This is a genomic window from Lachnoanaerobaculum sp. Marseille-Q4761 (genome assembly GCF_017565785.1).
Lineage (GTDB): Bacteria > Bacillota > Clostridia > Lachnospirales > Lachnospiraceae > Lachnoanaerobaculum.
Genome location: NZ_JAGEKB010000004.1, coordinates 20479 through 41475 on the forward strand (window position 1 = coordinate 20479; position 20997 = coordinate 41475).

Annotated in this window: 17 protein-coding genes and 1 pseudogene; 5 read left to right on the forward strand and 13 right to left on the reverse strand. The window is 37.7% G+C overall.

The annotated features are described in order from the left end of the window. Window positions 1-95 precede the first annotated feature (95 nt). On the reverse strand, window positions 96-2729 hold the full coding sequence (gene ppdK, locus J4O15_RS14810) for a pyruvate, phosphate dikinase (protein ID WP_208101330.1): 2634 nt from the start codon (window positions 2727-2729) through the stop codon (window positions 96-98). A gap of 469 nt (window positions 2730-3198) precedes the next feature. Between ppdK and J4O15_RS14815 the strand changes: the two genes are divergently transcribed. The 4 genes from J4O15_RS14815 (at window position 3199) to J4O15_RS14830 (ending at window position 6757) form a co-directional block, all read left to right on the forward strand. After that, window positions 3199-4410, forward strand: coding sequence for an FprA family A-type flavoprotein (locus J4O15_RS14815; protein WP_208101331.1), 1212 nt, complete (start codon window positions 3199-3201; stop codon window positions 4408-4410). Then, window positions 4395-5090: an AzlC family ABC transporter permease gene (locus J4O15_RS14820; protein WP_208101332.1), complete on the forward strand. Its 696-nt coding sequence runs from the start codon at window positions 4395-4397 to the stop codon at window positions 5088-5090. Before J4O15_RS14815 ends, J4O15_RS14820 begins: the two co-directional genes overlap by 16 nt. Next, complete coding sequence (locus J4O15_RS14825; protein ID WP_208101333.1) at window positions 5083-5412, forward strand: branched-chain amino acid transporter permease; 330 nt, start codon at window positions 5083-5085, stop codon at window positions 5410-5412. Before J4O15_RS14820 ends, J4O15_RS14825 begins: the two co-directional genes overlap by 8 nt. 70 nt (window positions 5413-5482) lie before the next feature. Beyond that, on the forward strand, window positions 5483-6757 hold the full coding sequence (locus J4O15_RS14830; protein WP_208101334.1) for a glutamate-5-semialdehyde dehydrogenase: 1275 nt from the start codon (window positions 5483-5485) through the stop codon (window positions 6755-6757). A 62-nt stretch (window positions 6758-6819) separates the two neighbouring features. Here the strand turns inward: J4O15_RS14830 and J4O15_RS14835 are convergent, their stop codons facing one another. From J4O15_RS14835 to J4O15_RS14885, 11 genes and pseudogenes are all read right to left on the reverse strand, one after another. Beyond that, window positions 6820-8013 carry an N-acetylmuramoyl-L-alanine amidase family protein gene (locus J4O15_RS14835; RefSeq protein WP_208101335.1) on the reverse strand — a complete coding sequence of 398 codons (1194 nt, stop codon included), beginning with the start codon at window positions 8011-8013 and terminating at the stop codon, window positions 6820-6822. A 121-nt stretch (window positions 8014-8134) separates the two neighbouring features. Continuing rightward, window positions 8135-8707 (reverse strand): DUF1836 domain-containing protein, encoded by a 573-nt coding sequence (locus J4O15_RS14840; protein ID WP_009220397.1) that lies wholly within the window; start codon window positions 8705-8707, stop codon window positions 8135-8137. A 174-nt stretch (window positions 8708-8881) separates the two neighbouring features. Next, complete coding sequence (locus tag J4O15_RS14845; RefSeq protein WP_208101336.1) at window positions 8882-10084, reverse strand: cofactor-independent phosphoglycerate mutase; 1203 nt, start codon at window positions 10082-10084, stop codon at window positions 8882-8884. Between the two features lie 17 nt (window positions 10085-10101). Further along, window positions 10102-10857 (reverse strand): amino acid ABC transporter ATP-binding protein, encoded by a 756-nt coding sequence (locus J4O15_RS14850; protein ID WP_208101338.1) that lies wholly within the window; start codon window positions 10855-10857, stop codon window positions 10102-10104. 6 nt (window positions 10858-10863) lie between these two features. Beyond that, window positions 10864-11514 carry an amino acid ABC transporter permease gene (locus J4O15_RS14855; RefSeq protein ID WP_208101340.1) on the reverse strand — a complete coding sequence of 217 codons (651 nt, stop codon included), beginning with the start codon at window positions 11512-11514 and terminating at the stop codon, window positions 10864-10866. A 145-nt stretch (window positions 11515-11659) separates the two neighbouring features. After that, window positions 11660-12505, reverse strand: coding sequence for an amino acid ABC transporter substrate-binding protein (locus J4O15_RS14860; RefSeq protein ID WP_208101342.1), 846 nt, complete (start codon window positions 12503-12505; stop codon window positions 11660-11662). Window positions 12506-12734: 229 nt separating this feature from the next. After that, window positions 12735-14375: a 4-alpha-glucanotransferase gene (malQ, locus tag J4O15_RS14865; RefSeq protein WP_208101344.1), complete on the reverse strand. Its 1641-nt coding sequence runs from the start codon at window positions 14373-14375 to the stop codon at window positions 12735-12737. A 12-nt stretch (window positions 14376-14387) separates the two neighbouring features. Further along, a complete protein-coding gene (locus J4O15_RS14870; RefSeq protein WP_208101346.1) occupies window positions 14388-15359 on the reverse strand; it encodes a mechanosensitive ion channel family protein in 972 nt (323 codons plus the stop codon). Beyond that, window positions 15356-17602 (reverse strand): 1,4-alpha-glucan branching protein GlgB, encoded by a 2247-nt coding sequence (gene glgB, locus J4O15_RS14875; RefSeq protein WP_208101348.1) that lies wholly within the window; start codon window positions 17600-17602, stop codon window positions 15356-15358. Before glgB ends, J4O15_RS14870 begins: the two co-directional genes overlap by 4 nt. A 238-nt stretch (window positions 17603-17840) precedes the next feature. After that, a complete protein-coding gene (locus J4O15_RS14880) occupies window positions 17841-18005 on the reverse strand; it encodes a hypothetical protein (protein WP_243762100.1) in 165 nt (54 codons plus the stop codon). A 42-nt stretch (window positions 18006-18047) separates the two neighbouring features. Further along, window positions 18048-18740: pseudogene (locus J4O15_RS14885) on the reverse strand (ATP-binding protein); the annotation flags it as partial. Between the two features lie 281 nt (window positions 18741-19021). Between J4O15_RS14885 and lepB the strand changes: the two are divergent. Further along, complete coding sequence (lepB, locus tag J4O15_RS14890; RefSeq protein WP_208101350.1) at window positions 19022-19561, forward strand: signal peptidase I; 540 nt, start codon at window positions 19022-19024, stop codon at window positions 19559-19561. 66 nt (window positions 19562-19627) lie between these two features. Here lepB and J4O15_RS14895 read toward each other — a convergent pair whose 3' ends face one another. Next, complete coding sequence (locus tag J4O15_RS14895) at window positions 19628-20992, reverse strand: PFL family protein (protein ID WP_208101352.1); 1365 nt, start codon at window positions 20990-20992, stop codon at window positions 19628-19630. Between the last annotated feature and the right edge of the window lie 5 nt (window positions 20993-20997).

The following is a 20997-nucleotide window of genomic DNA, read 5'->3' on the forward strand; positions in this document are numbered from 1 at the left end:
ATCTGTTTGCCTTTGTGTACTCAGGATGCTCAGCCATAAATGCCTGCACATCCGCTCGCCTCACCGTTAAGCTGCAAAAATAAATATATTGCTGACTAATTCCTCTTTTCCGCAATCGCTGCCTGTGCTGCTGCAAGTCTTGCAATCGGCACTCTGAATGGTGAACATGATACATAGTCAAGACCGATCTTGTGGCAGAACTCAACTGATGAAGGATCTCCACCGTGCTCACCGCAGATACCTACGTGGATCTCAGGTCTTGTCTGCTTTCCAAGCTCGATAGCCATCTTCATAAGCTTACCGACACCAACCTGGTCAAGCTTAGCAAACGGATCGTTCTCAAAGATCTTTTTGTCATAGTAAGCATTGAGGAACTTACCTGCATCATCTCTTGAGAAACCGTATGTCATCTGTGTAAGGTCGTTTGTACCGAAGCAGAAAAATTCAGCCTGCTTAGCAATCTCATCAGCTGTAAGACATGCTCTTGGGATCTCAACCATTGTACCAACCTCATACTTAAGGTTTGAACCTGCAGCTGCAATCTCCTCATCTGCTGTCTTAACAACGATATCCTTAACATACTTAAGCTCTTTAGAATCTGATGAAAGTGGAATCATTATCTCAGGCTTAAGGTTCCAATCAGGATGAGCCTTAGCTACATTGATAGCAGCTCTGATAACAGCCTTTGTCTGCATTACAGCAATCTCAGGATATGTTACTGCAAGACGAAGACCTCTATGTCCCATCATTGGGTTGAACTCATGAAGTGAAGCAATAATAGCCTTGATCTGTGCTACACTCTTGCCCTGAGTCTTTGCAAGCTTCTCAATCTCTGCCTCTTCTGTAGGAACGAACTCATGAAGTGGCGGATCAAGGAATCTGATTGTAACAGGGTTACCCTCAAGTGCCTCGTAGATCTTCTCGAAATCTCCCTGCTGTACAGGTAAAATCTTATCAAGAGCCTTCTCTCTCTCTTCTACTGTATCTGAACAGATCATCTCTCTGAATGCGTCAATTCTGTCGCCCTCAAAGAACATATGCTCTGTACGGCAAAGACCGATACCCTCTGCACCAAGTTCTCTTGCCTTTCTTGCATCCTCAGGTGTATCTGCGTTTGTACGAACTTTAAGTCTTCTATACTTATCAGCCCATCCCATGATTCTTCCGAACTCACCTGCAATCTGAGCTTCCTGAGTTGGGATAGCACCGTCATAAACATTTCCTGTTGTACCGTCGAATGAGATAATATCTCCCTCGTGGAATGTCTTTCCGCCGAGTTCGAACTTCTTGTTCTCCTCATCCATGATAATCTCTGAGAGACCTGATACACAGCAAGTACCCATACCACGAGCAACAACGGCTGCGTGTGATGTCATACCGCCACGAACTGTAAGAATACCCTGAGCTGCCTTCATACCCTCGATATCCTCAGGTGATGTCTCAAGTCTTACAAGAACAACCTTCTTACCTGCTTCAGCCCAAGCCTTAGCATCATCAGCTGTAAATACGATCTGTCCGCTTGCAGCACCCGGTGAAGCTGCAAGTCCCTTGCCGATAGGTGTAGCCTTCTTAACAGCCTCTGTATCAAATGTCGGATGAAGAAGTGTATCAAGGTTTCTTGGCTCTATCATAGAAACAGCCTTAGCCTCATCGATCATGCCCTCATCTACAAGGTCACAAGCGATCTTAAGTGCAGCAAATGCTGTTCTCTTACCGTTTCTTGTCTGTAACATATAAAGCTTTCTATCCTCGATAGTAAACTCCATATCCTGCATATCTCTATAGTGATTCTCAAGCTTATGGCAAATCTCAACGAACTCATCATATACAGCAGGCATTACTTCCTTTAACTGGTCGATATGCTGTGGTGTACGAACACCGGCAACAACGTCCTCACCCTGTGCGTTCATAAGGAACTCACCCATGAGCTTTCTCTCACCTGTAGCAGGATCTCTTGTAAATGCAACACCTGTACCTGATGTCTCACCCATGTTACCGAATGCCATCATCTGTACGTTAACTGCTGTACCCCATGAATAAGGAATATCATTGTCGCGACGATATACATTTGCACGTGGGTTATCCCATGAACGGAATACGGCCTTAACGGCAGCCATAAGCTGTTCCTTAGGATCTGAAGGGAAATCTGAACCGATTTTTGACTTATACTCAGCTTTGAACTGATTTGCAAGTTCCTTCAAGTCTTCAGCTGTAAGGTCAACGTCCTGTGTAACTCCCTTTTTCTCTTTCATCTCGTCGATAAGAACCTCAAAGTACTTCTTACCAACTTCCATAACTACATCTGAGAACATCTGGATAAATCTTCTGTAGCAGTCATAAGCCCATCTTGGGTTGCCTGACTTAGCAGCTATAACCTCTACAACCTCTTCATTAAGACCAAGGTTAAGGATAGTATCCATCATACCCGGCATAGATGCTCTAGCACCTGAACGAACAGAAACCAAGAGTGGATTTTCCTTATCACCGAATTTCTTTCCTGTGATCTCTTCCATCTTAGTAATATTTTCCATGATTTGACCCATGATCTCATCATTTATCTTCTCGCCATCCTCATAATACTGAGTACATGCCTCTGTTGTAATTGTAAATCCCTGTGGAACAGGCAGACCTAATGCAGTCATCTCTGCAAGGTTAGCACCCTTACCACCTAAAAGATTTCTCATTGTTGCGTTACCTTCTGTAAAAAGGTATACCCACTTATTTGCCATACGTAAAAACCTCCATATGTATTTTCCTGTATTTTCCGTCAACTATTATACCATATTCATATAATATAGCAAAGCGTAAAAAAGAAAATTATTTACCTTTTACATCAAATTTTTGATATTTTCTTACCAAAAAAACTTTGAGAGGTTAATTTTAACAAAATTCTGTATACAGTATCCCTTCTATTTAGGTTTACCCCTGCATAATTCAGCCTGCATAATTCAGCCTGCATAATTTAGGCAGTAATCCAAAAGTCATAATTCAAGTACATAAACCGATAAGATAATTAGTGCAATAACAAAAATTACCCTGTCCGCTACAAAATAAAATAAAATTTTATTAAATTGTATTCAATAAAAATCTTGCAATTAAAAACTTTTGCATTATACTATGTATGTGTAAAATAATAAAATAAGATATTACTGTGGCAGCAGGTGCTGCTTTATCTATGCAAACGTATATGGAGGAATTATGCATCAGGAACAATGTATTAAGGACAATTTATATTATGTAGGAGCAAGTGACAGAAGGCAGAGACTTTTTGAAAATGCCTATCCTATTCCATATGGAATGGCCTACAATTCCTATGTTATATTAGACGAGAAGACAGTACTCTTTGACTCTGTTGATATGTCGGTTGAAGGTGTCTTCTTTGAAAACTTAAAGGCAACACTTGGTGACAGACCCCTTGACTATGTAGTAATCACACATATGGAGCCGGATCATGCCGCTACTTTGGGTGATCTTTTAAATATACACCCTGAAATGATGATAGTGGGAAATGCAAAAATCAAGACAATGATCGGACAGTTCTTTGATTTCTCTTTGGAGCACAGATTCCTTGAGGTAAAGGAGGGTGATACATTATCCACAGGAGCGCATACTTTTAAATTTTTCTTTGCCCCTATGGTTCACTGGCCTGAAGTGATGATGGTATATGATGAAAAATCAAAGGCTTTATTCTCATCAGACGCCTTCGGTTGTTTCGGTGCACTCTCAGGAAATATTTTTGCCGATGAATTAAACTATGAATGTGAGTGGTACTCCGAGTGCAGAAGATATTATTCAAATATAGTCGGAAAGTTCGGACTTCAGGTTTTAAATATAATCAAAAAAATTTCAGTCCTTGATATTGAGTTGATTTGCTCTCTCCACGGACCGATATACAGAAGAAAAGAGGATATCCTTGATTGTCTCAAAAAGTATCAGACCTGGGGTTCATATTCTCCTGAAGATGAAGAAGTAGTTATCTACTCAGGTTCGGTATACGGACATACCGAGGAGTTCTCCACACTTCTTGGAACACTACTTGCACAAAGAGGTGTAAGAAATACAAAGGTACTTGATATATCATCAATTGATGTATCTTACCTCCTTTCAGAAGCTTTCAGAGCTAAGGTATTAGTATTTGCATCTTCATCTTACAATGGCGGACTCTTCACTCCTATGGAAAACTTCCTTATGGATCTTGTAGCACATAATTTCCAGAACAGAGATGTTTTTGTAGTTGAGAACGGTTCATGGGCACTTACAGCAGGTAAGAGCATGCGTGAAATTATCGGTCAGTTAAAGAAGGTAAATATTGCCGAGGAAACCATCAGTATCAAATCACTCCTTACAGATGAGCAATATGCAGATGCTGTGGCAATGGCTGATAAGATTGTAGAATGTTTAAAAAAATAAAATCCGCATTCTTTGCGGCATTTCCAAATACCCTGCCTATTTTAGCCGGATTTTTATTCTTAGGTATTGCCTATGGCATATATATGAATCAATCCGGTTTTAAATTTTATTATCCGATGTTTATGAGTTTTATAATATTTGCCGGTTCTGTAGAATTTGCAACTGTTTCATGGCTTCTTGGAAGTTTTGATCCGGTAAATATATTTTTTCTTACTCTTATGATCAATGCCAGGCATTTATTCTATGGGCTTTCCATGCTTGAAAAATATAATATTCCCGGATTAAAGAAATATTATTTAATCTATGGTATGTGTGATGAATCCTTCTCTATAAATGCTACTGTAGATATCCCGAAGGATATTGACAGAGGATGGTTTATGTTCTTTGTAACATTGCTTAATCAAATATATTGGGTATCAGGTGCCACTATAGGCGGAATATTTGGCAGCTTCATCCCCTTTGACACTGAGGGAATCGAGTTTGTAATGACCGCACTCTTTGTTGTAATATTCCTTGAAAATTGGATAAAGGAAGATAATCATACCGCCTCCATAATCGGACTTGCTCTTTCATTTATATGTCTTGGTATTTTTAAGGGCAGCAACTTTATTATACCTTCAATGTTTATAATACTTGCCGTTCTTACAATGCTTAGAGGGAGGATAAGAAATCATGGGTAAAATACAACAGATAATTATAATATTAATCGTAGCCTTTGCCACAATGATTACAAGGTTTTTACCCTTTATAGCTTTTCCGGCAAATAAAAATACACCTGCATATATAAAATATCTCGGAAAAGTGCTGCCCTCTGCGGTACTTGGTCTTTTAGTGGTATATTCACTAAAAGATGTGTCTGTATTTTATGGATATCATGCTCTACCTGAGGCTATAAGCATTGCAGTTATTGTATTATTACACTTTTGGAAAAGGCAGATGATACTTTCCATCTCTGCCGGTACAATTCTTTATATGCTGCTTGTACAATTTATTTTCAAATAAATTGCTTGCAATTATTAGTTGATTACTATATCTTTATATCATGATTATAAATCAATGATTAAGGAGATATATGAAAGAAATTGCAAAAAAAGTAAAATCGGACAGTTTTATTCTTATGGCAAGCAGTAATGAAATGAGAAATAATTGTCTTGAAAATATTATAAATAATTTGAATAAAAACAGAGAGCATATACTCTTAGAAAACCAAAAGGATATAGAAAATGCCAAAGCGGTAAATATATCCTCCTCCATACTGTCAAGACTTTTATTTGACGATCATAAGATGGATACGGTAATAGCCGGTATCAGGGATTTGATAAAAATGGAAGATCCTATAGGGAAAATCACTTTAAAAAGAGAGCTTGATGCCGGTCTTGTTCTTACAAGAACCACCACACCGATAGGAGTTATAGGTGTGATTTTTGAGGCAAGACCTGATGCATTGGTGCAGATAGCCTCCCTATGTATTAAGAGCGGCAATGCAGCCATACTTAAGGGTGGAAGTGAAGCAAAACTTACCAACAGAGCATTATTTGAAAGTATAAGAGCAGCTGTTTTAGAAGCAAATCTTCCTGAACATATCCTTATACAGCTTGAAGCAAGAAGTGATGTAGGTGAACTGCTCTCCTGCAGTGAATATGTGGATTTACTGATACCAAGAGGTTCAAACTCATTTGTAAAATATATTATGGACAATACCAATATCCCTGTAATGGGACATGCCGACGGTATTTGCCATACCTATGTGGATGAGGATTTTGACCTTGAAAAATCCATAAGGATTTTAATTGATGCAAAAACTCAGTACCCTTCTGCATGCAATACCACGGAGACCTTATTGGTTCATGAAAAATCAGTGCCTCTACTTTTACCCAAGCTAAATAAAGCTTTTGGTGAGGCAGGCATCAAGGTATTTGCAGATAAGGATATTATTTCCTATTTTGATAATGCATTACCTGCAGATGATACATCATTCCATACGGAATATCTTGAGAAGACTATCAATATAAAGTCTTTAAAAAATATTGAAGAGGCGATAAATCATATCAATACCTATGGCTCACATCATACGGATGCAATACTTACAAACATAGATAAGAACGCGGATTATTTTATGAGCAGAGTCGATTCCGCCAATGTATATAAGAATTGTTCCACAAGATTTGCCGACGGTTTCAGATACGGTTTCGGTGCCGAGGTAGGTATCAGTACAGGAAAACTTCATGCCAGAGGTCCTGTAGGGCTTGAGGGACTTTGCACCTATAAATATAAGCTTTACGGCAATGGTGATATTGTGGCGGATTATGCCGACGGAAATAAAGATTTTCATTTTAAGGATTTATAAAAAGTATAAAATCCCGACAGTACAAAGTTTTACTTTGTTATCTGTCGGAATTTTATTTTTTACTATCTTATCCATGCACCGTTTGGACCAAGCTTAAATGAATCTATAGTAGTATTTATAGCCATATATCCTGAACTTGGATAGAAATAATACCATTTACCGCTGATTTGTGTCCAGCCCTCACACATAGCACCATTGCTGTCCAAATAATAATATTTGCCGTCGCTGCTGTGAAGCCATGTATTACTTAGCATCTTACCTCTTGGTACTTCCGAATTCAGATAATACCATTTACCGTTTGACTGCTGCCAGCCTGTTTTCATCTGACCTGATGAGTTTAAATAATAATACTCACCCTCACTTTTTTGCCAGCCTGTAAGCATTCTGCCGGTGTCATCAAAGAGATACCATTTATCTCCGATATACTCCCAGCCATTTGTCTTTAAGCTGCCGTCAGGAAATCTAAAATACCATGTATCCCCTGATTTGTTCCAGCCTACACTGTTGCCCGCCTGATCTCTACTGCCGCCTCCGGTTGAAACATTGGACTCATCCAGATAAAATTCATCCGAAGTCACCCAGTCGGAACTTCTGCCATAATCCTTATCATTACTTGTCACTGTTCTTATTTTGAATTTATATGTACCCTTTTGTGTCATATCATTTCTGAAATTATAGCTGTTTCCTTTGTAGTTTTCCACCTTTGTAATCTGAGTACTTCCACGCAACAGTATAATATCATAGTAACCGGAGGTCTCTCCCGGCTCATCCCATTTTGCAATGCCGATACCGCTGTCTTTCCACTCTACATCCTCAGGCGGCTCATAGGTACCTTTTAGCGGATTAAGCTTTATATTTACCACCAAATCCCCATTTTTCTTGGATGCGGAAACAAATTTTCCACCGCTTACACTTATATTTGAAGATGAATAAGTACCTTTAAACGAATATTCGCTATGCGGCTCTAAAGTGAGCTTCATCTTTATTTCATCTCCTATATTCAGACGACTTCTACCCCCCGTGATCTCAGCATCCACTATATCAAATCTGTCTGAGGTAGTATATACATTTATATCACCTCCTGAGCTGCTGTTATAGTTTATACTGACAGAATCTGTACTGTCGCCGATATTCAAACTTGTATTTACTTTTATGCCGACCGAGCTTATTGTTTTATTGGCAGCATATACAGGTTTTGATAAAATCGAACACAGTAAAACAGTTCCTAAAATAGCTATTTTTTTAGCTAAACTCATATATTCCTCCTTATATTATCCATATTATATAGTTTGTTATAAATATGTTTATACTATAAGTATATGTAATATAGGGGGCTATGTACAGTTAAAATTTTCTTACTTATTCATATCTTTGTACTCAAATTTTATTCAGAATATATTCCACCAAATGCTGTTTAAAATATATTTCCAGTACAATATCCGATAAAAAGGTAAATAGCTCAATATTTTCATCTTTCTCATCAAAATTATTGAGTCTGCTATGTGAATATTCCAGCCTTTTCTTAAGGTCATCTATGATTTCGGCTTTTTTATCATTCTCCAGACTGGTTATAATATCATATAATTTAGAAAAGGATTCATCCTCTTTTTCAAAATTTTCATATATGCTCAAATCGCAGAGTCTTTTTATATCCGCGAATGAAAGTACATTTTTGTAAAAGTATATAAGCACAAGCAGCATCACATGGTTCTTGGTATATTTTTTCTTATCGGATGGCGGAAGGAGCTTATTCTTGGTGTAATTATTGATCATGGTTTTTGTAAGAAGTTTGTCCTCCTCCTCTCTTTTAAAACTTCGAAGCTTCTCATCAATCAATCCCGTCATCTGATCCATATATAATAAAATATCGGGAATATCCTCAGATTTTACAATATCAAGTTCCTCAAAATGCTTTATCATATCATTAAAAATTTTTATATTGGTTTTCATAACATTAGTATATAGTATTAAAAACTATATATCAAGTAATAATCTGTCCATATCTTATGTATCTGTAATCATCCATATACATATAATATAATTAGATATAAAGCCGGTTATACCAATATAAGTCTACATTCTCCCTGCAAAGTATAAAAAGAGCCGCCAAAGCGACTCTCTTTATTATAATTCATTATTTATAAATTTTGCTAAAAGTGTATATCCGTCCTCTATGAATATTCCGGATTCTTTTGCATTCTTTTCAGTATAAGCCTTTGCAACATCTGTTTCATTATTTGATCTGTATATCTTAAACGGAACGGGATCTGAGGAATGAGTTTTGGTCTCTATAGGTGTTGGATGATCGGGCATTATAAGCATGGCAAAGTCTTCATTTGCATCCCTTAATGCCTTGCAAAGCGGACCTACCACTTTTTCATCAATTCTCTCTACTGCTAAAACCTTACCTTCAATATCTCCATGATGCCCGCATTCATCCGGACCTTCCAAATGAATATATACAAAATCATTGCCGTCTGTAAGCAAGGTCTTTTTTGCCGCCTCAAGCTTTCCCTCATAATTTGTATCCACAGTACCTGTTGCACCGTCTACATCAATGCTTTCCATTCCTGCACTGAGCCCGATGCCCTTTATAAGATCCACTGCTGAGATAACGGCACCCTTAAGTCCGTTCTTTTTCTCAAAATTATCTACATTCGGTTTGGTACCCTCACCCCAAAGCCAGATAGAGTTCGCAGGGTTTTTACCCGCAGCTTTTCTCTTTAAATTCACCGGATGATCCTTTAAAATATTATAGCTTTTCTCCATCAGACTTAGAATCTTTGTATCCTTTGGTAGATACTCACCTATCACTCTGTCTGAAATATCATGTGGTGGTGTAAGCTCAATCCCTGTCTTTCCATTATCCCATATAAGGCAATGACGATAGGATATGCCGGGATAAAACTTAAACTCATTATCTCCGAGTTCTTTTTCAACAGCCTCTATAAGCTGCCTTGCTTCCTCAGTTGAAATCTCACCTGCGGAGTAGTCAAGCATTGTTCTTGATTTGGAATCACTCTCATCCGATAATGTTACCAGATTACATCTTATTGCAACATCTGTGTCATTCATTTTTATACCTATGCTTACCGCCTCAAGAGGTGAGCGACCGGTATAACATTCCAAAGGATTGTATCCCATCACTGCGAGATTTGCCACATCACTGCCGGGCTTAAGCTCATTCGGCACTGTTCTTGCCATACCGAGTATACCCTTTAAACCGTCAATATTCGGCTTTTTTGCCACATCAAGTACAGTCTTATTCCCAAGCTTTGGAATATCTCTGTCTGCCATTCCGTCTCCAAGTACAACTATGTATTTCATATTATCCACCTTTTTATTTATTTGCTTAATGCACCTATAAAGTTTTTTGTCCTTTCATTATTGGATGCAAAGACTTCTTCAGGGGTTCCCGACTCCACAATAACCCCGTCAGACATAAATATCACCTTATCAGATATCTCCCTTGCAAATGCCATCTCATGGGTGACAATGACCATTGCAATATCCAAATCCGATAAAGATTTTATCACCTTTAATACCTCGCCTGTAAGCTCCGGATCAAGTGCTGAGGTAGGCTCATCAAAAAAGAGTATTTTCGGATTGAGTGCCAATGCTCTTGCAATAGCAACTCTTTGAGACTGTCCGCCGGAGAGCTGAAAAGGATATGCCTTAGCCCTGTCTTCCAGCCCCATCTTTTTAAGTAAGGCAAATGCCTCCTTCTCCACAGCAGCTTTATCCCTTTTTTGAACCCTGATCGGTGCATCACATATATTTTGCAATACATTCATATGCGGGAAAAGATTAAAGTTTTGAAATACCAGTCCGAAACATTCCGAAATCTTCCTTAGTTTGCTATGACTTTCATAAACAGCCTTTGAGTCTAAACTTTTGCAAACCGCATTGCCATTATAATATAGCTCCCCGTCATCCATCTCCTCAAGCAAAGTGGCACATCTTAAAAGTGTAGACTTGCCTGAACCTGAAGGACCTATAATACTTAAAACCTCACCTTCATTTACTTCCAGTGATATACCCTTTAAAATTTCCACACCATCAAAGGATTTTTTAACTGATTTCATACTTAATAATGCCATAATCACCTACTTGTAATATCCCAATTTTTTCTCAATCATATCCATAACAAATGCTACTATCGCATTAAATATATAATAAAATAATGCCGCACAGACAAATGGATACATACTTGTTGTACTGCTTGCCAGTGCCTTTGCCATTGTAAACATCTCGGCTACACTGATTGTAAATGCCAATGATGTATCTTTTACCAATGTGATTACCTCATTTGTTATAGACGGCAAAATTCTTTTTATTACCTGTGGCAATATTATAATAAAAAAAGTTTGTGATTTACTATATCCCAGTATTTTAGCGGCTTCATACTGCCCGCTTGGCATAGACTGTATTCCGCTCCTGTATATTTCCGCAAAATATGCCGCATAATTTATTACAAAACCTATTACGGTAGCTATTACTCTATAACTTCCCGAGATGGAAACACCGAAAATATAATATGGTCCGAAGTACACCACCATCAGTTGAAGCATAAGCGGTGTTCCACGCATTATGGAAATATATATTTTACATATATATGAAACAACCTTTATTTTGCTCAATCTTCCAAAAGCTACAACAAGTCCAAGAGGAAGTGAAAGCAGCAGAGTTGTAAAAAATATCTGTATACTTACAAGCATTCCCGGCGCAAGTTTTAATGCAATATCAAGAATATTCATAAAATCTCCAATCAGTGTAAATATCTTACTATTATATCCTTTATTTTGCAATCCTACCATAAGTTCTTTTTTTGAACTGAAAGAATTACAAAATAAAACTTTTAGAATAATAAAACGCCGGCAGATATCTGTCGGCGCCCCATCATTAGTTTAAGGTGGTAACATCCTTACCAAACCATTTTTCCGAAATAGTTTTCATAGTTCCGTCAGCCTTCATTTCATCAAGTGCCTTTTGTACTTCATCTCTGAGGGCTTCATTTCCAAGCTTAAATCCGATACCGTACTCTTCTGTGGAAAGTGGTGTATCAAGTACTGTAAAGCCTTCGCCTCCTCTTTTGGTTATCTGATAGTTTGCTACTACACTGTCCATAGCTATGGCATCCACACCGCCCATATCAAGATCCATAAATCCTGTATTATAATCGGCTACAGTCTGTAACTTACCAAAGGTTGATGCCAACTCCGTATTTTCTTTTAATGCAGCTTCCGCTGATGAATCCACTTGAACTTCTACCGTCTTTCCTGCCAAATCCTCTATTGACTCAATACTTGAATCCGATTTTACAACAAATACCTGTTCATTATTCATATATGGCTTTGACCATGTGTACTTATCTTCTCTGCCCTGGATACTGAAACCGTTCCAAATACAATCAATAGTTCCTGAGGAAAGTTCCATATCCTTTGCATCCCATGCTATAGGCTGGTACTTTATCTCCTTGCCGAGGCGTTTTGCAACTTCTGCCGCCAGCTCCAAATCAAATCCTGTAAACTCTCCGTCATCTCCTACAAATCCCATAGGTGGAAAGTCCTGATCAAATCCCACTGTAAAAGTATTCTTGCTGTCTGTGACTGCCGCTGTAGTTGTTTCACCTGCTACCGTAGTTTCAGCCTTACTTGTGTCAGCTGATGAACTTTCAGCCGGCTTTGCTGATGAACAACCTGCCAAAACAAATGCTGCCAAAATTCCCAATAAATACATTTTTTTCATAATACACCTCATTTTTTCGCTTGCTTTTTTAATGTTCCTTTGTACTTTCTTATGGTAGCACGCTAAAGTAGTTTTGTCAACACTTTATTTCTCTACTAAAATAAAGTTTTTATATTCATTTAATTTAATAAAAAGAGCCATTATACTAATCAAATAATATAAATTATGTCGGATAATTCATATATCCTTAATTTATACCTTAGTACAATAGCTCTTATATATTAAAATATCAGCACTTTCTGGAATACATACCTGCCAACAGGCTCATATATCCTATAAGCTTATCATCTATAGATTTTTTATTTAATCTCCACTTCCAGTTCTCACCCAATGTACCCGGAGTGTTGATTCTTGCACTCTCTCCAAGTCCCAGGTAATCCTGTATAGGTATTATTACCGTATCAGCCACTGATGCAAACAATGTCCTGATACATACAAGATGCAAATTATCTTCAGCTGTGTTCTCCGCTCCGAGATATTTGATAATGAATTCCTTTACATCACCTTTTTGCTCGTCAAGCCATGCTCTGAGAGTTGTATTATCATGAGTTCCGGTATATGCCACACAGTTTCTTTCATAATTATGCGGCAGATAAATATTCTTATCACCTGAGTCAAAGGCAAATTCCAGTACTTTCATAGATGGGAAATTGCTCTCCTTTACCATCTCTATTACAGAATCTGTAAGCAGTCCCATATCCTCGGCGATTACCGGTAATATATCAAATCTGTCTTTAAAATACTTCTCTACCGCCTTAAACATCAGCAGTCCGGGACCTTTCTCCCATGTTCCTATTATAGCATTCTTTGCATCGGCATCTATTGCATAAAACTCGTCAAAACCCCTGAAATGATCCAGTCTGATATAATCATAGAGTTCCAGATTGTATTCAAATCTTTCCTTCCACCATTTATAATCCGTACTGTTATGATAATCCCAGTCATATAGAGGATTGCCCCAAAGCTGACCTTCCGGTGAAAAATAATCCGGTGGACAACCTGCCACCTTTTTCGGCTTTTTGTTCTCATCAAATAAAAACAGCTTTTCATTTGCCCAGCTGTCACATGAATCAAGTGAAACATATATCGGCATATCACCGATTATCTCAATTTTTTTATCATTGGCATACTTTTTTATCTTTTTCCATTCTACATTAAACAATACCTGTATCCATTCATAGAATAGAATAAGCTCTTTTTCATCAGACTTGAACTTTTCAATTGCTGAATTATCTCTAAGTTTTAAATCATCTTCCCAGTCATACCATGGTTTATAAGAATTTCTCTTTTTTATAGCCTGAAAAAGGCAAAACTCTTTTGTTTCTCTTGAAAAATTTTCTTTCAGCTTATAAAATTCTTTTACTGTTAAGATATCTTCCTCATAAGGCATCTTTTCTTTGTCAATGATATCATTCAAAGAAAACTCACCGGATTCAAGCACTCTTTTATCCTCTGTGCCGATATCTTCTTTAAGAGTATCTTTTACAGATATATTCTTTTCTTTGTATTTTTCTTCCAGGAAGTTTAAAAAGGCTTTATGTAAAAGCTTTTCTCTGTTCTCCCACATAATACCGTAGTCTATCTTTTCTTCTTCACCCCAGTATATATCCTTTAAATCACCTTTATCCAAAAGACAATTGCCAAGAAGATACTCAAGGCTTATATAATTGGCATTGCCTGCAAATGCGGAGCTTGACTGGTATGGAGAATCTCCGTATCCTGTAGGAGCCAGAGGCAATATCTGCCAATAGCTCTGACCTGACTTTTCTAAAAAGTCCACAAACTCATATGCATTTTTTGAAAAGGTACCTATACCGTAATCTCCGGGAAGACTTGATACAGGCAATAAAACACCACATGCTCTCTTCATAATATTTCCAATCTATTTTTTACTTAATGAATTTTTTGATTCATTTATATGTACTTCTAATTGATCATACGGAATCTCAATACCGTTTTTATCAAATTTAACCTTTATCTCTTCTATAATTCCCCATCTGGCAGTCCAGTAATCCTCTGTCTTACACCATGCTCTGCCCCCGAGTATAACTGCGGATGATGCCAATTCGCTTACATAGGAGAGTATTTCATTATTTTTTAATACCAGACCGTTTTCATCAAAAGCCTCTTTTATAAGCTTTTTTGCCCTTCTGATATCCGTATTATACGCAACTCCTACCTGAATATCTATTCTTCTGATATCATTGGCTGTGACATTTGTTATAACATCATTTGCCAATGCTCCGTTCGGTATGGAAATGCGCTTATTATCGGGAGTCAAAAGTATCGTATATATTATTCCTATAGTATCTACAATCCCCTCAGCCTTGGGCGTAATAATATAATCTCCTCTGCTGAACGGGCGGCTGACCAGTATAATCATACCTCCTGCAAAATTGCTGAGACTCCCCTGCCACGCCAGACCTATAGCCACACCTGCAGAACCCAAAACAGCCACTATTGTAGCCTGATTTATTCCCAGCCTTTCAGCCAATGCCATGATTATAAGAGCATACACTATTACTTTTAATGTGGAAATTAAAAATCTCCTTACAGCCAAATCTACATTTATCTTCTTTAAAAACTTATCAAGCATCTTTGATAAGAGCTTTATAATCCGGCTTGAAATAAACAATACAATTACTACAACAGCTATATTATATGCGATTGCAAGCAGGAAAGGCGAAATCTCCTTAAGAGTCTGCATCATCACACTTGGCTTTAAGTTTTCTATATCCTCCACTACGGATTGTGCCACATCACTTTCCGATATACTTGGCAAACCGGAATTTGCCGCAGCTGTTAAACAAATTCCGGTACCGAATAAACTACTTATTAAATAACTGAAAATCACTGTTCTTCACACTTAAATACTATCATAGCCATTGGTGGAATCTTTACTTTCAAAGAGTTTTCTCTTCCGTCAACTTTTTTCTTGACTGATTTCTTTGCTCTCTTATTTCCTACTCCGCTTCCGCCGAATTTCTTATCATCAGAGTTGAAAATCTCGCTATATACACCCTTATACGGAACTCCTATCTCTTTTTCATACACTACCGGAGTAAAATTACATACAACCAACAAGGTATCTTTTGCTTCCTTAGTCTTTCTTAAGAAAATAACTATACTCTCATCCTTTGAAGTACAATTTATCCACTCAAATCCCTCAGGATTATAATCAAGCTTATATAATGCAGGATTTTCAATATATAATTTATTTAATGCCTTGCAATACTTTTGCATTTTTTTGTGAATATCATAGTCCAAAAGATTCCACTCAAGTGAAGCATCCTCATTCCACTCATTCATCTGTCCAAACTCCTGTCCCATAAAGAGGAGCTTTTTACCGGGATGAGTCATCATATAACCATAAGCGGCTCTAAGATTGGCAAACTTTTCTTCCTGTGTGGCTCCCGGCATCTTTCCTGCAAGCGTCGCCTTACCATGCACCACCTCATCATGACTTAAAACAAGTATGAAGTTCTCACTGTAATGATATAAAAGTGAGAAGGTCAAGGCATTATAATCACCACTTCTAAAATACGGATCCAGCTTCATAAATTCAAGGAAGTCATTCATCCAACCCATATTCCACTTATAGTCAAAGCCAAGTCCGCCATCATTCAAATCACCGCTGACTTTAGGCCATGCCGTGGACTCTTCGGCTATTAAAAGGCTTGACGGGTTTTTCTTTTTATATATCGAATTCAGATGTTTTAAAAACTCGATGGCATCCAGATTTTCATTGCCTCCATATATATTGGCAACCCACTCTCCGGCATTTTTTCCATAGTCAAGATAGAGCATGGAAGCCACCGCATCCATTCTTATACCGTCCACATGATATTTTTCAGCCCAGAAAAGCGCATTTGATATAAGGAAATTGCTTACCTGCGGTCTTGCATAATTGTATATCAAAGTACCCCAGTGCGGATGTGCTCCCTGTCTGGGATCGGCATGCTCATACAGATGGCTGCCGTCAAAACATGCAAGTCCATGTAAATCTCTTGGGAAATGTGCCGGTACCCAGTCTATTATTACTCCGATACCTTTTTTATGTAAATAATTTATAAAATACATAAAATCCTGTGGAGTTCCATATCTGCTTGTAGGGCTGTAATATCCGGTCACCTGATATCCCCAACTGGCATCAAGCGGATGTTCCATTACAGGCATTATTTCCACATGTGTATAATTCATCTTCTTTACATAAACAGCCAACTTATGTGCTATTTCGCGGTAATTATAGAATACGGAGCCGTTTACTTCCTCGCCGTTTTCATCATATTGCATCTCTTTTCTTATCCATGAACCAAGATGCAATTCATAGATATTCATAGCCGCGGATTCATTTATTTTTGTGGACTGGGAATCCCCTCTGTTATCCATCCAGTCCCCGTCAGTCCATTCAAAGTCTGAAATATCAGCCACTATACTTGCAGTATTTGGACGAAGTTCCGAATAGAATGCATAGGGATCCGACTTTAGCATCGGCTCGCCCTTTTTATTCTTTACCTCAAACTTATAGAGATCTCCCACACGCACACCCGGTATAAATATCTCAAATACACCGAAATCTCCAAGTCTGTTCATTTGATGTCTTCTTCCGTCCCAAAGGTTAAAATCGCCTACTACCGATACTCTCATCGCCTCCGGTGCCCATACTGAAAAGTTTACGCCATCCACACCTGAGAGAGTCATGGTCTTTGCTCCCATTTTTTCATATATCTCATAGTTGATTCCGGCATCAAACTTTGATAAATCTTCCTCAGTATAAATACTTTCAAAGGAATATGGATCAGAAATCGTCTGTTCTACTTCATTATCATATTTCACTATAAGCTTGTATTTGAATGCCTGCTTTCTTCCGACAAAGCATGCGAAAAATCCTGCTTCGTCCACACATTGCATAGCTACAGGGTTTTTATTGCCGTCAATCAATAACCCTATCTCTTTTGCGCTTGGGATAAAGGTTTGAACCAAAAAACCGTTTTCAACCCTATGTGAACCCAGAATCTTACTTGGTCTATCACATTCAGAATAAGTGATTTCTTCTATTGCTGCCCAATCCATCAAATCATATAAATTCTTATCCATAGCCTAACCTTCCTTCTAACAATCTGAGTAATAGTTCAGATAAGATACCGCCCGCTTATCCGCTCCATAACATTTATATAGATTATACTATTCTTTTACAAAACTGGAAAGTAAATGTTATAAACTTACAGATGTAAATGTGATTATTATTATTTATATAATTATTTTATATGTATTTATCAGTTGCCACCTACATTCACCTAATCAACTATAGGCTTATATTCAGGTTTAAACTGCTTTACCGGCTCAGTATATTTATAAAAATCTTCAAAGCTGTTGCTTTATGAAAAAGTCCGTCTACAGAACTCTTCGCATCCACTATTACACCGTCAAAAGATAAATCCTGACCGTCATTTACAAACAGCCTTAATATCTCCTCATAAGTCAAATCATCAGACAGCATAAAGTGCTCTAATCACCTTTTGATTCTATGACCTTGTTTATTCTATTTCAGCACTACCCATTTACCTGACTTGGTAGAGCCTTCTCTTTTAATAACTCCATGAGCTTTAAGATTCTTTATATGGTATCGCACTCCATCTGCTGATATTTCTTTAATCTCATTTGCTATCTGTTCCGCAGTAATACTTGAATTACTTTTCATAAGAAGAACTATTTGTTCTTGTATACTACTTATTTCTTTCGTAGTTTCTTTGGTAGTTTCTTTGGTAGTACTACCATTAAACTCTTTCAAAAATTCTTTGTTCACACCCATAACTCCGTTAGTATAGTTATCTTCTTCATTGTCCGGATAAAACTTAAGCTCAGGAGAACCATTTTCTAATAGTGCATCTTTTGCACGCCTTATTCCTGAACCGTAAGACTCTATCAGATTAAGAGAAAAGAACATATTTTTAAGCTCTTTATTAAGATACTGCCTTCTATCAAAACTTCTGTCCCTATTAAGAGCTTCGATAGTTACAGGAGGAAGTGGTCTGTTATGGTTTACAAAAGAAATTCTATCCTTGTAAATATATATTCCTACATATTCAGGTGTATCATATTCTTTATGCAAAATAGCATTAGTAGCAAGCTCCTCAAATGCAGTAAGAGGATAGTTATAGATAATCTTATGCTCAATTTTATCAGCTTCCCTTATGGTGTATGAAGCCATAATATTATCTTCAAAATACTTGCTGGCTTATCCTTCATCTTCTTTTTAACATTTTCCCCGGATGATACTTCAAAATCATTTTTTATACTGTTTTTGTACCCCATTATATATACACACATTACTTATTTATTATACCATAAAAGTAATCACATATAATATTTAAAACTTTAAAGTCTTATCAAGATATTTATTACTATTTCCAAAATAATTTTATCATTTGGTTGTATTATAAATTCAATTATCGTAAAATAGTATGAGTTCAAACAAAAAAAATTTTGTGCTGCAAAATTAGATTGGAGAAGATAATGAAGAACAATTCAGATTTTGATGTTGTAAAAGAAATTTTCAGTTGGATTTCTATAATAGTGGTAGCGGCAATAATAGCACTGGTGCTGAACCTTTTTATTATAGCTAATTCAAGAGTGCCGTCCGCCTCTATGGAAAACACGATAATGACCGGTGATAGAGTGGTTGGCTTTAGACTTACTTATCTTTTCCAGGAGCCTAAGCGTGGAGATATCATTATATTTAAGTTTCCGGATGATGAAAGCTTATACTATGTAAAAAGAATTATCGGTGAGCCGGGAGATGTTGTAGATATCAAGGAAGGCAGGGTTTATTTAAACAATTCTGAAACTCCTCTTGAGGAAGACTATATCAAGGAAGCTATGATTCCCGAATTGGATATGCATTTTGAAGTGCCCGAGGGGGCTTACTTTTGTCTGGGAGATAACAGAAACAACTCCGCCGACTCCAGAAGGTGGGTTCACCCGTATGTATATAAGGAAAAGATAATTGCAAAAGTAATCTTCCGATATTTCCCGGGATTTAAGTTGATAAAATAATAAAAATATGGGGCTGTTTCAAGTTTGTGACAGCCCCATTTATATGCCGTTTTACCGACTTTTCTTTTAATTCTTAAAGCTATGTATAGGCGCAGGTATTCGGCCTCCTCTGTTTACAAATTTCTCACAGGAAAATCTGTTTACAGGCATTATGGGAGCATATCCCAAAAGTCCGCCAAATTCTACCACTTCTCCCTCTCCCTTACCTATAACAGGTATGAGCCTTACTGCTGTGGTCTTTTGATTTATCATTCCTATAGCAGCCTCATCCGCAATAATGCCTGCTATAGTTTCTTTTGAAGTGTCTCCCGGTATTGCAATCATATCAAGTCCTACTGAACATACACAGGTCATTGCCTCAAGCTTTTCTAATGTCAGGGCTCCGGCATTTACAGCATCTATCATACCCTGATCCTCAGATACAGGTATAAATGCGCCCGAAAGTCCGCCTACATAGGAAGATGCCATAACACCGCCCTTTTTTACCTGATCATTTAAAAGTGCAAGTGCCGCCGTAGTTCCCGGTGCTCCCACTCTCTCAAGACCGATTTCTTCAAGTATTTCGGCTACCGAATCACCTACCGAAGGTGTAGGCGCCAAAGAAAGATCTATAATGCCGAAAGGTATACCAAGCCTTTTTGATGCTTCTCTTGCCACCAGCTGTCCTACTCTTGTAATCTTAAAAGCAGTCTTTTTGATAGTCTCACAAAGTACCTCGAAGTTTTCGCCTCTGGCATTTTTTAAAGCCGCACGCACCACTCCCGGTCCGCTGACACCTACATTTATAATGGCATCCGCCTCGGTAACACCATGGAATGCACCTGCCATAAAGGGATTATCATCCGGAGCATTACAAAATACAACGAGCTTGGCACAGCCTATAGAATCTCTGTCCGCTGTCATAAGGGCAGTCTCTTTTACAATCTTTCCCATAAGCCTTACAGCATCCATATTCAGTCCTGATTTTGTGGAACCTAAGTTTACCGAACTGCATATAAAATCCGTCTCATTCATAGCCTGCGGTATGGACTCCATAAGAAGTCTGTCTGCCGCAGTTATTCCCTTTGATACTATGGCTGAATATCCTCCAAGGAAATTCACTCCCAGATACTTTGCCGCCTTATCAAGTGTCTTTGCTATCTGTACAAAATCCTCTTTACTCTTACAGGCGCTGCCGCCCACAAGTGCAATAGGTGTAACTGATATTCTTTTATTTACAATGGGCACTCCGAAATCTTTTGATATTTCATCACCCACCCTCACCAAATCCTTTGCGGTATTTGTGATCTTATCGTATATCTTTTTACAAAGCTTATCAAGGTCCGTATCTATACAGTCAAGTAAGCTTATTCCGATAGTAATAGTCCTGACATCCAACAGATCTTTGTCTATCATGTCATTGGTTTCTATTACTTCAAACATGTTCAGCATAATTC

Excerpts from the sequence above, each read along its gene's own strand:
- ppdK (WP_208101330.1), bottom strand. The coding sequence starts at position 2,729 with ATGGCAAATAAGTGGGTATACCTTTTTACAGAAGGTAACGCAACAATG.
- J4O15_RS14815 (WP_208101331.1), top strand. The coding sequence starts at position 3,199 with ATGCATCAGGAACAATGTATTAAGGACAATTTATATTATGTAGGAGCA.
- J4O15_RS14820 (WP_208101332.1), top strand. The coding sequence starts at position 4,395 with ATGTTTAAAAAAATAAAATCCGCATTCTTTGCGGCATTTCCAAATACC.
- J4O15_RS14825 (WP_208101333.1), top strand. The coding sequence starts at position 5,083 with ATGGGTAAAATACAACAGATAATTATAATATTAATCGTAGCCTTTGCC.
- J4O15_RS14830 (WP_208101334.1), top strand. The coding sequence starts at position 5,483 with ATGAAAGAAATTGCAAAAAAAGTAAAATCGGACAGTTTTATTCTTATG.
- J4O15_RS14835 (WP_208101335.1), bottom strand. The coding sequence starts at position 8,013 with ATGAGTTTAGCTAAAAAAATAGCTATTTTAGGAACTGTTTTACTGTGT.
- J4O15_RS14840 (WP_009220397.1), bottom strand. The coding sequence starts at position 8,707 with ATGAAAACCAATATAAAAATTTTTAATGATATGATAAAGCATTTTGAG.
- J4O15_RS14845 (WP_208101336.1), bottom strand. The coding sequence starts at position 10,084 with ATGAAATACATAGTTGTACTTGGAGACGGAATGGCAGACAGAGATATT.
- J4O15_RS14850 (WP_208101338.1), bottom strand. The coding sequence starts at position 10,857 with ATGGCATTATTAAGTATGAAATCAGTTAAAAAATCCTTTGATGGTGTG.
- J4O15_RS14855 (WP_208101340.1), bottom strand. The coding sequence starts at position 11,514 with ATGAATATTCTTGATATTGCATTAAAACTTGCGCCGGGAATGCTTGTA.
- J4O15_RS14860 (WP_208101342.1), bottom strand. The coding sequence starts at position 12,505 with ATGAAAAAAATGTATTTATTGGGAATTTTGGCAGCATTTGTTTTGGCA.
- malQ (WP_208101344.1), bottom strand. The coding sequence starts at position 14,375 with ATGAAGAGAGCATGTGGTGTTTTATTGCCTGTATCAAGTCTTCCCGGA.
- glgB (WP_208101348.1), bottom strand. The coding sequence starts at position 17,602 with ATGGATAAGAATTTATATGATTTGATGGATTGGGCAGCAATAGAAGAA.
- J4O15_RS14880 (WP_243762100.1), bottom strand. The coding sequence starts at position 18,005 with ATGCTGTCTGATGATTTGACTTATGAGGAGATATTAAGGCTGTTTGTA.
- lepB (WP_208101350.1), top strand. The coding sequence starts at position 19,022 with ATGAAGAACAATTCAGATTTTGATGTTGTAAAAGAAATTTTCAGTTGG.
- J4O15_RS14895 (WP_208101352.1), bottom strand. The coding sequence starts at position 20,992 with ATGCTGAACATGTTTGAAGTAATAGAAACCAATGACATGATAGACAAA.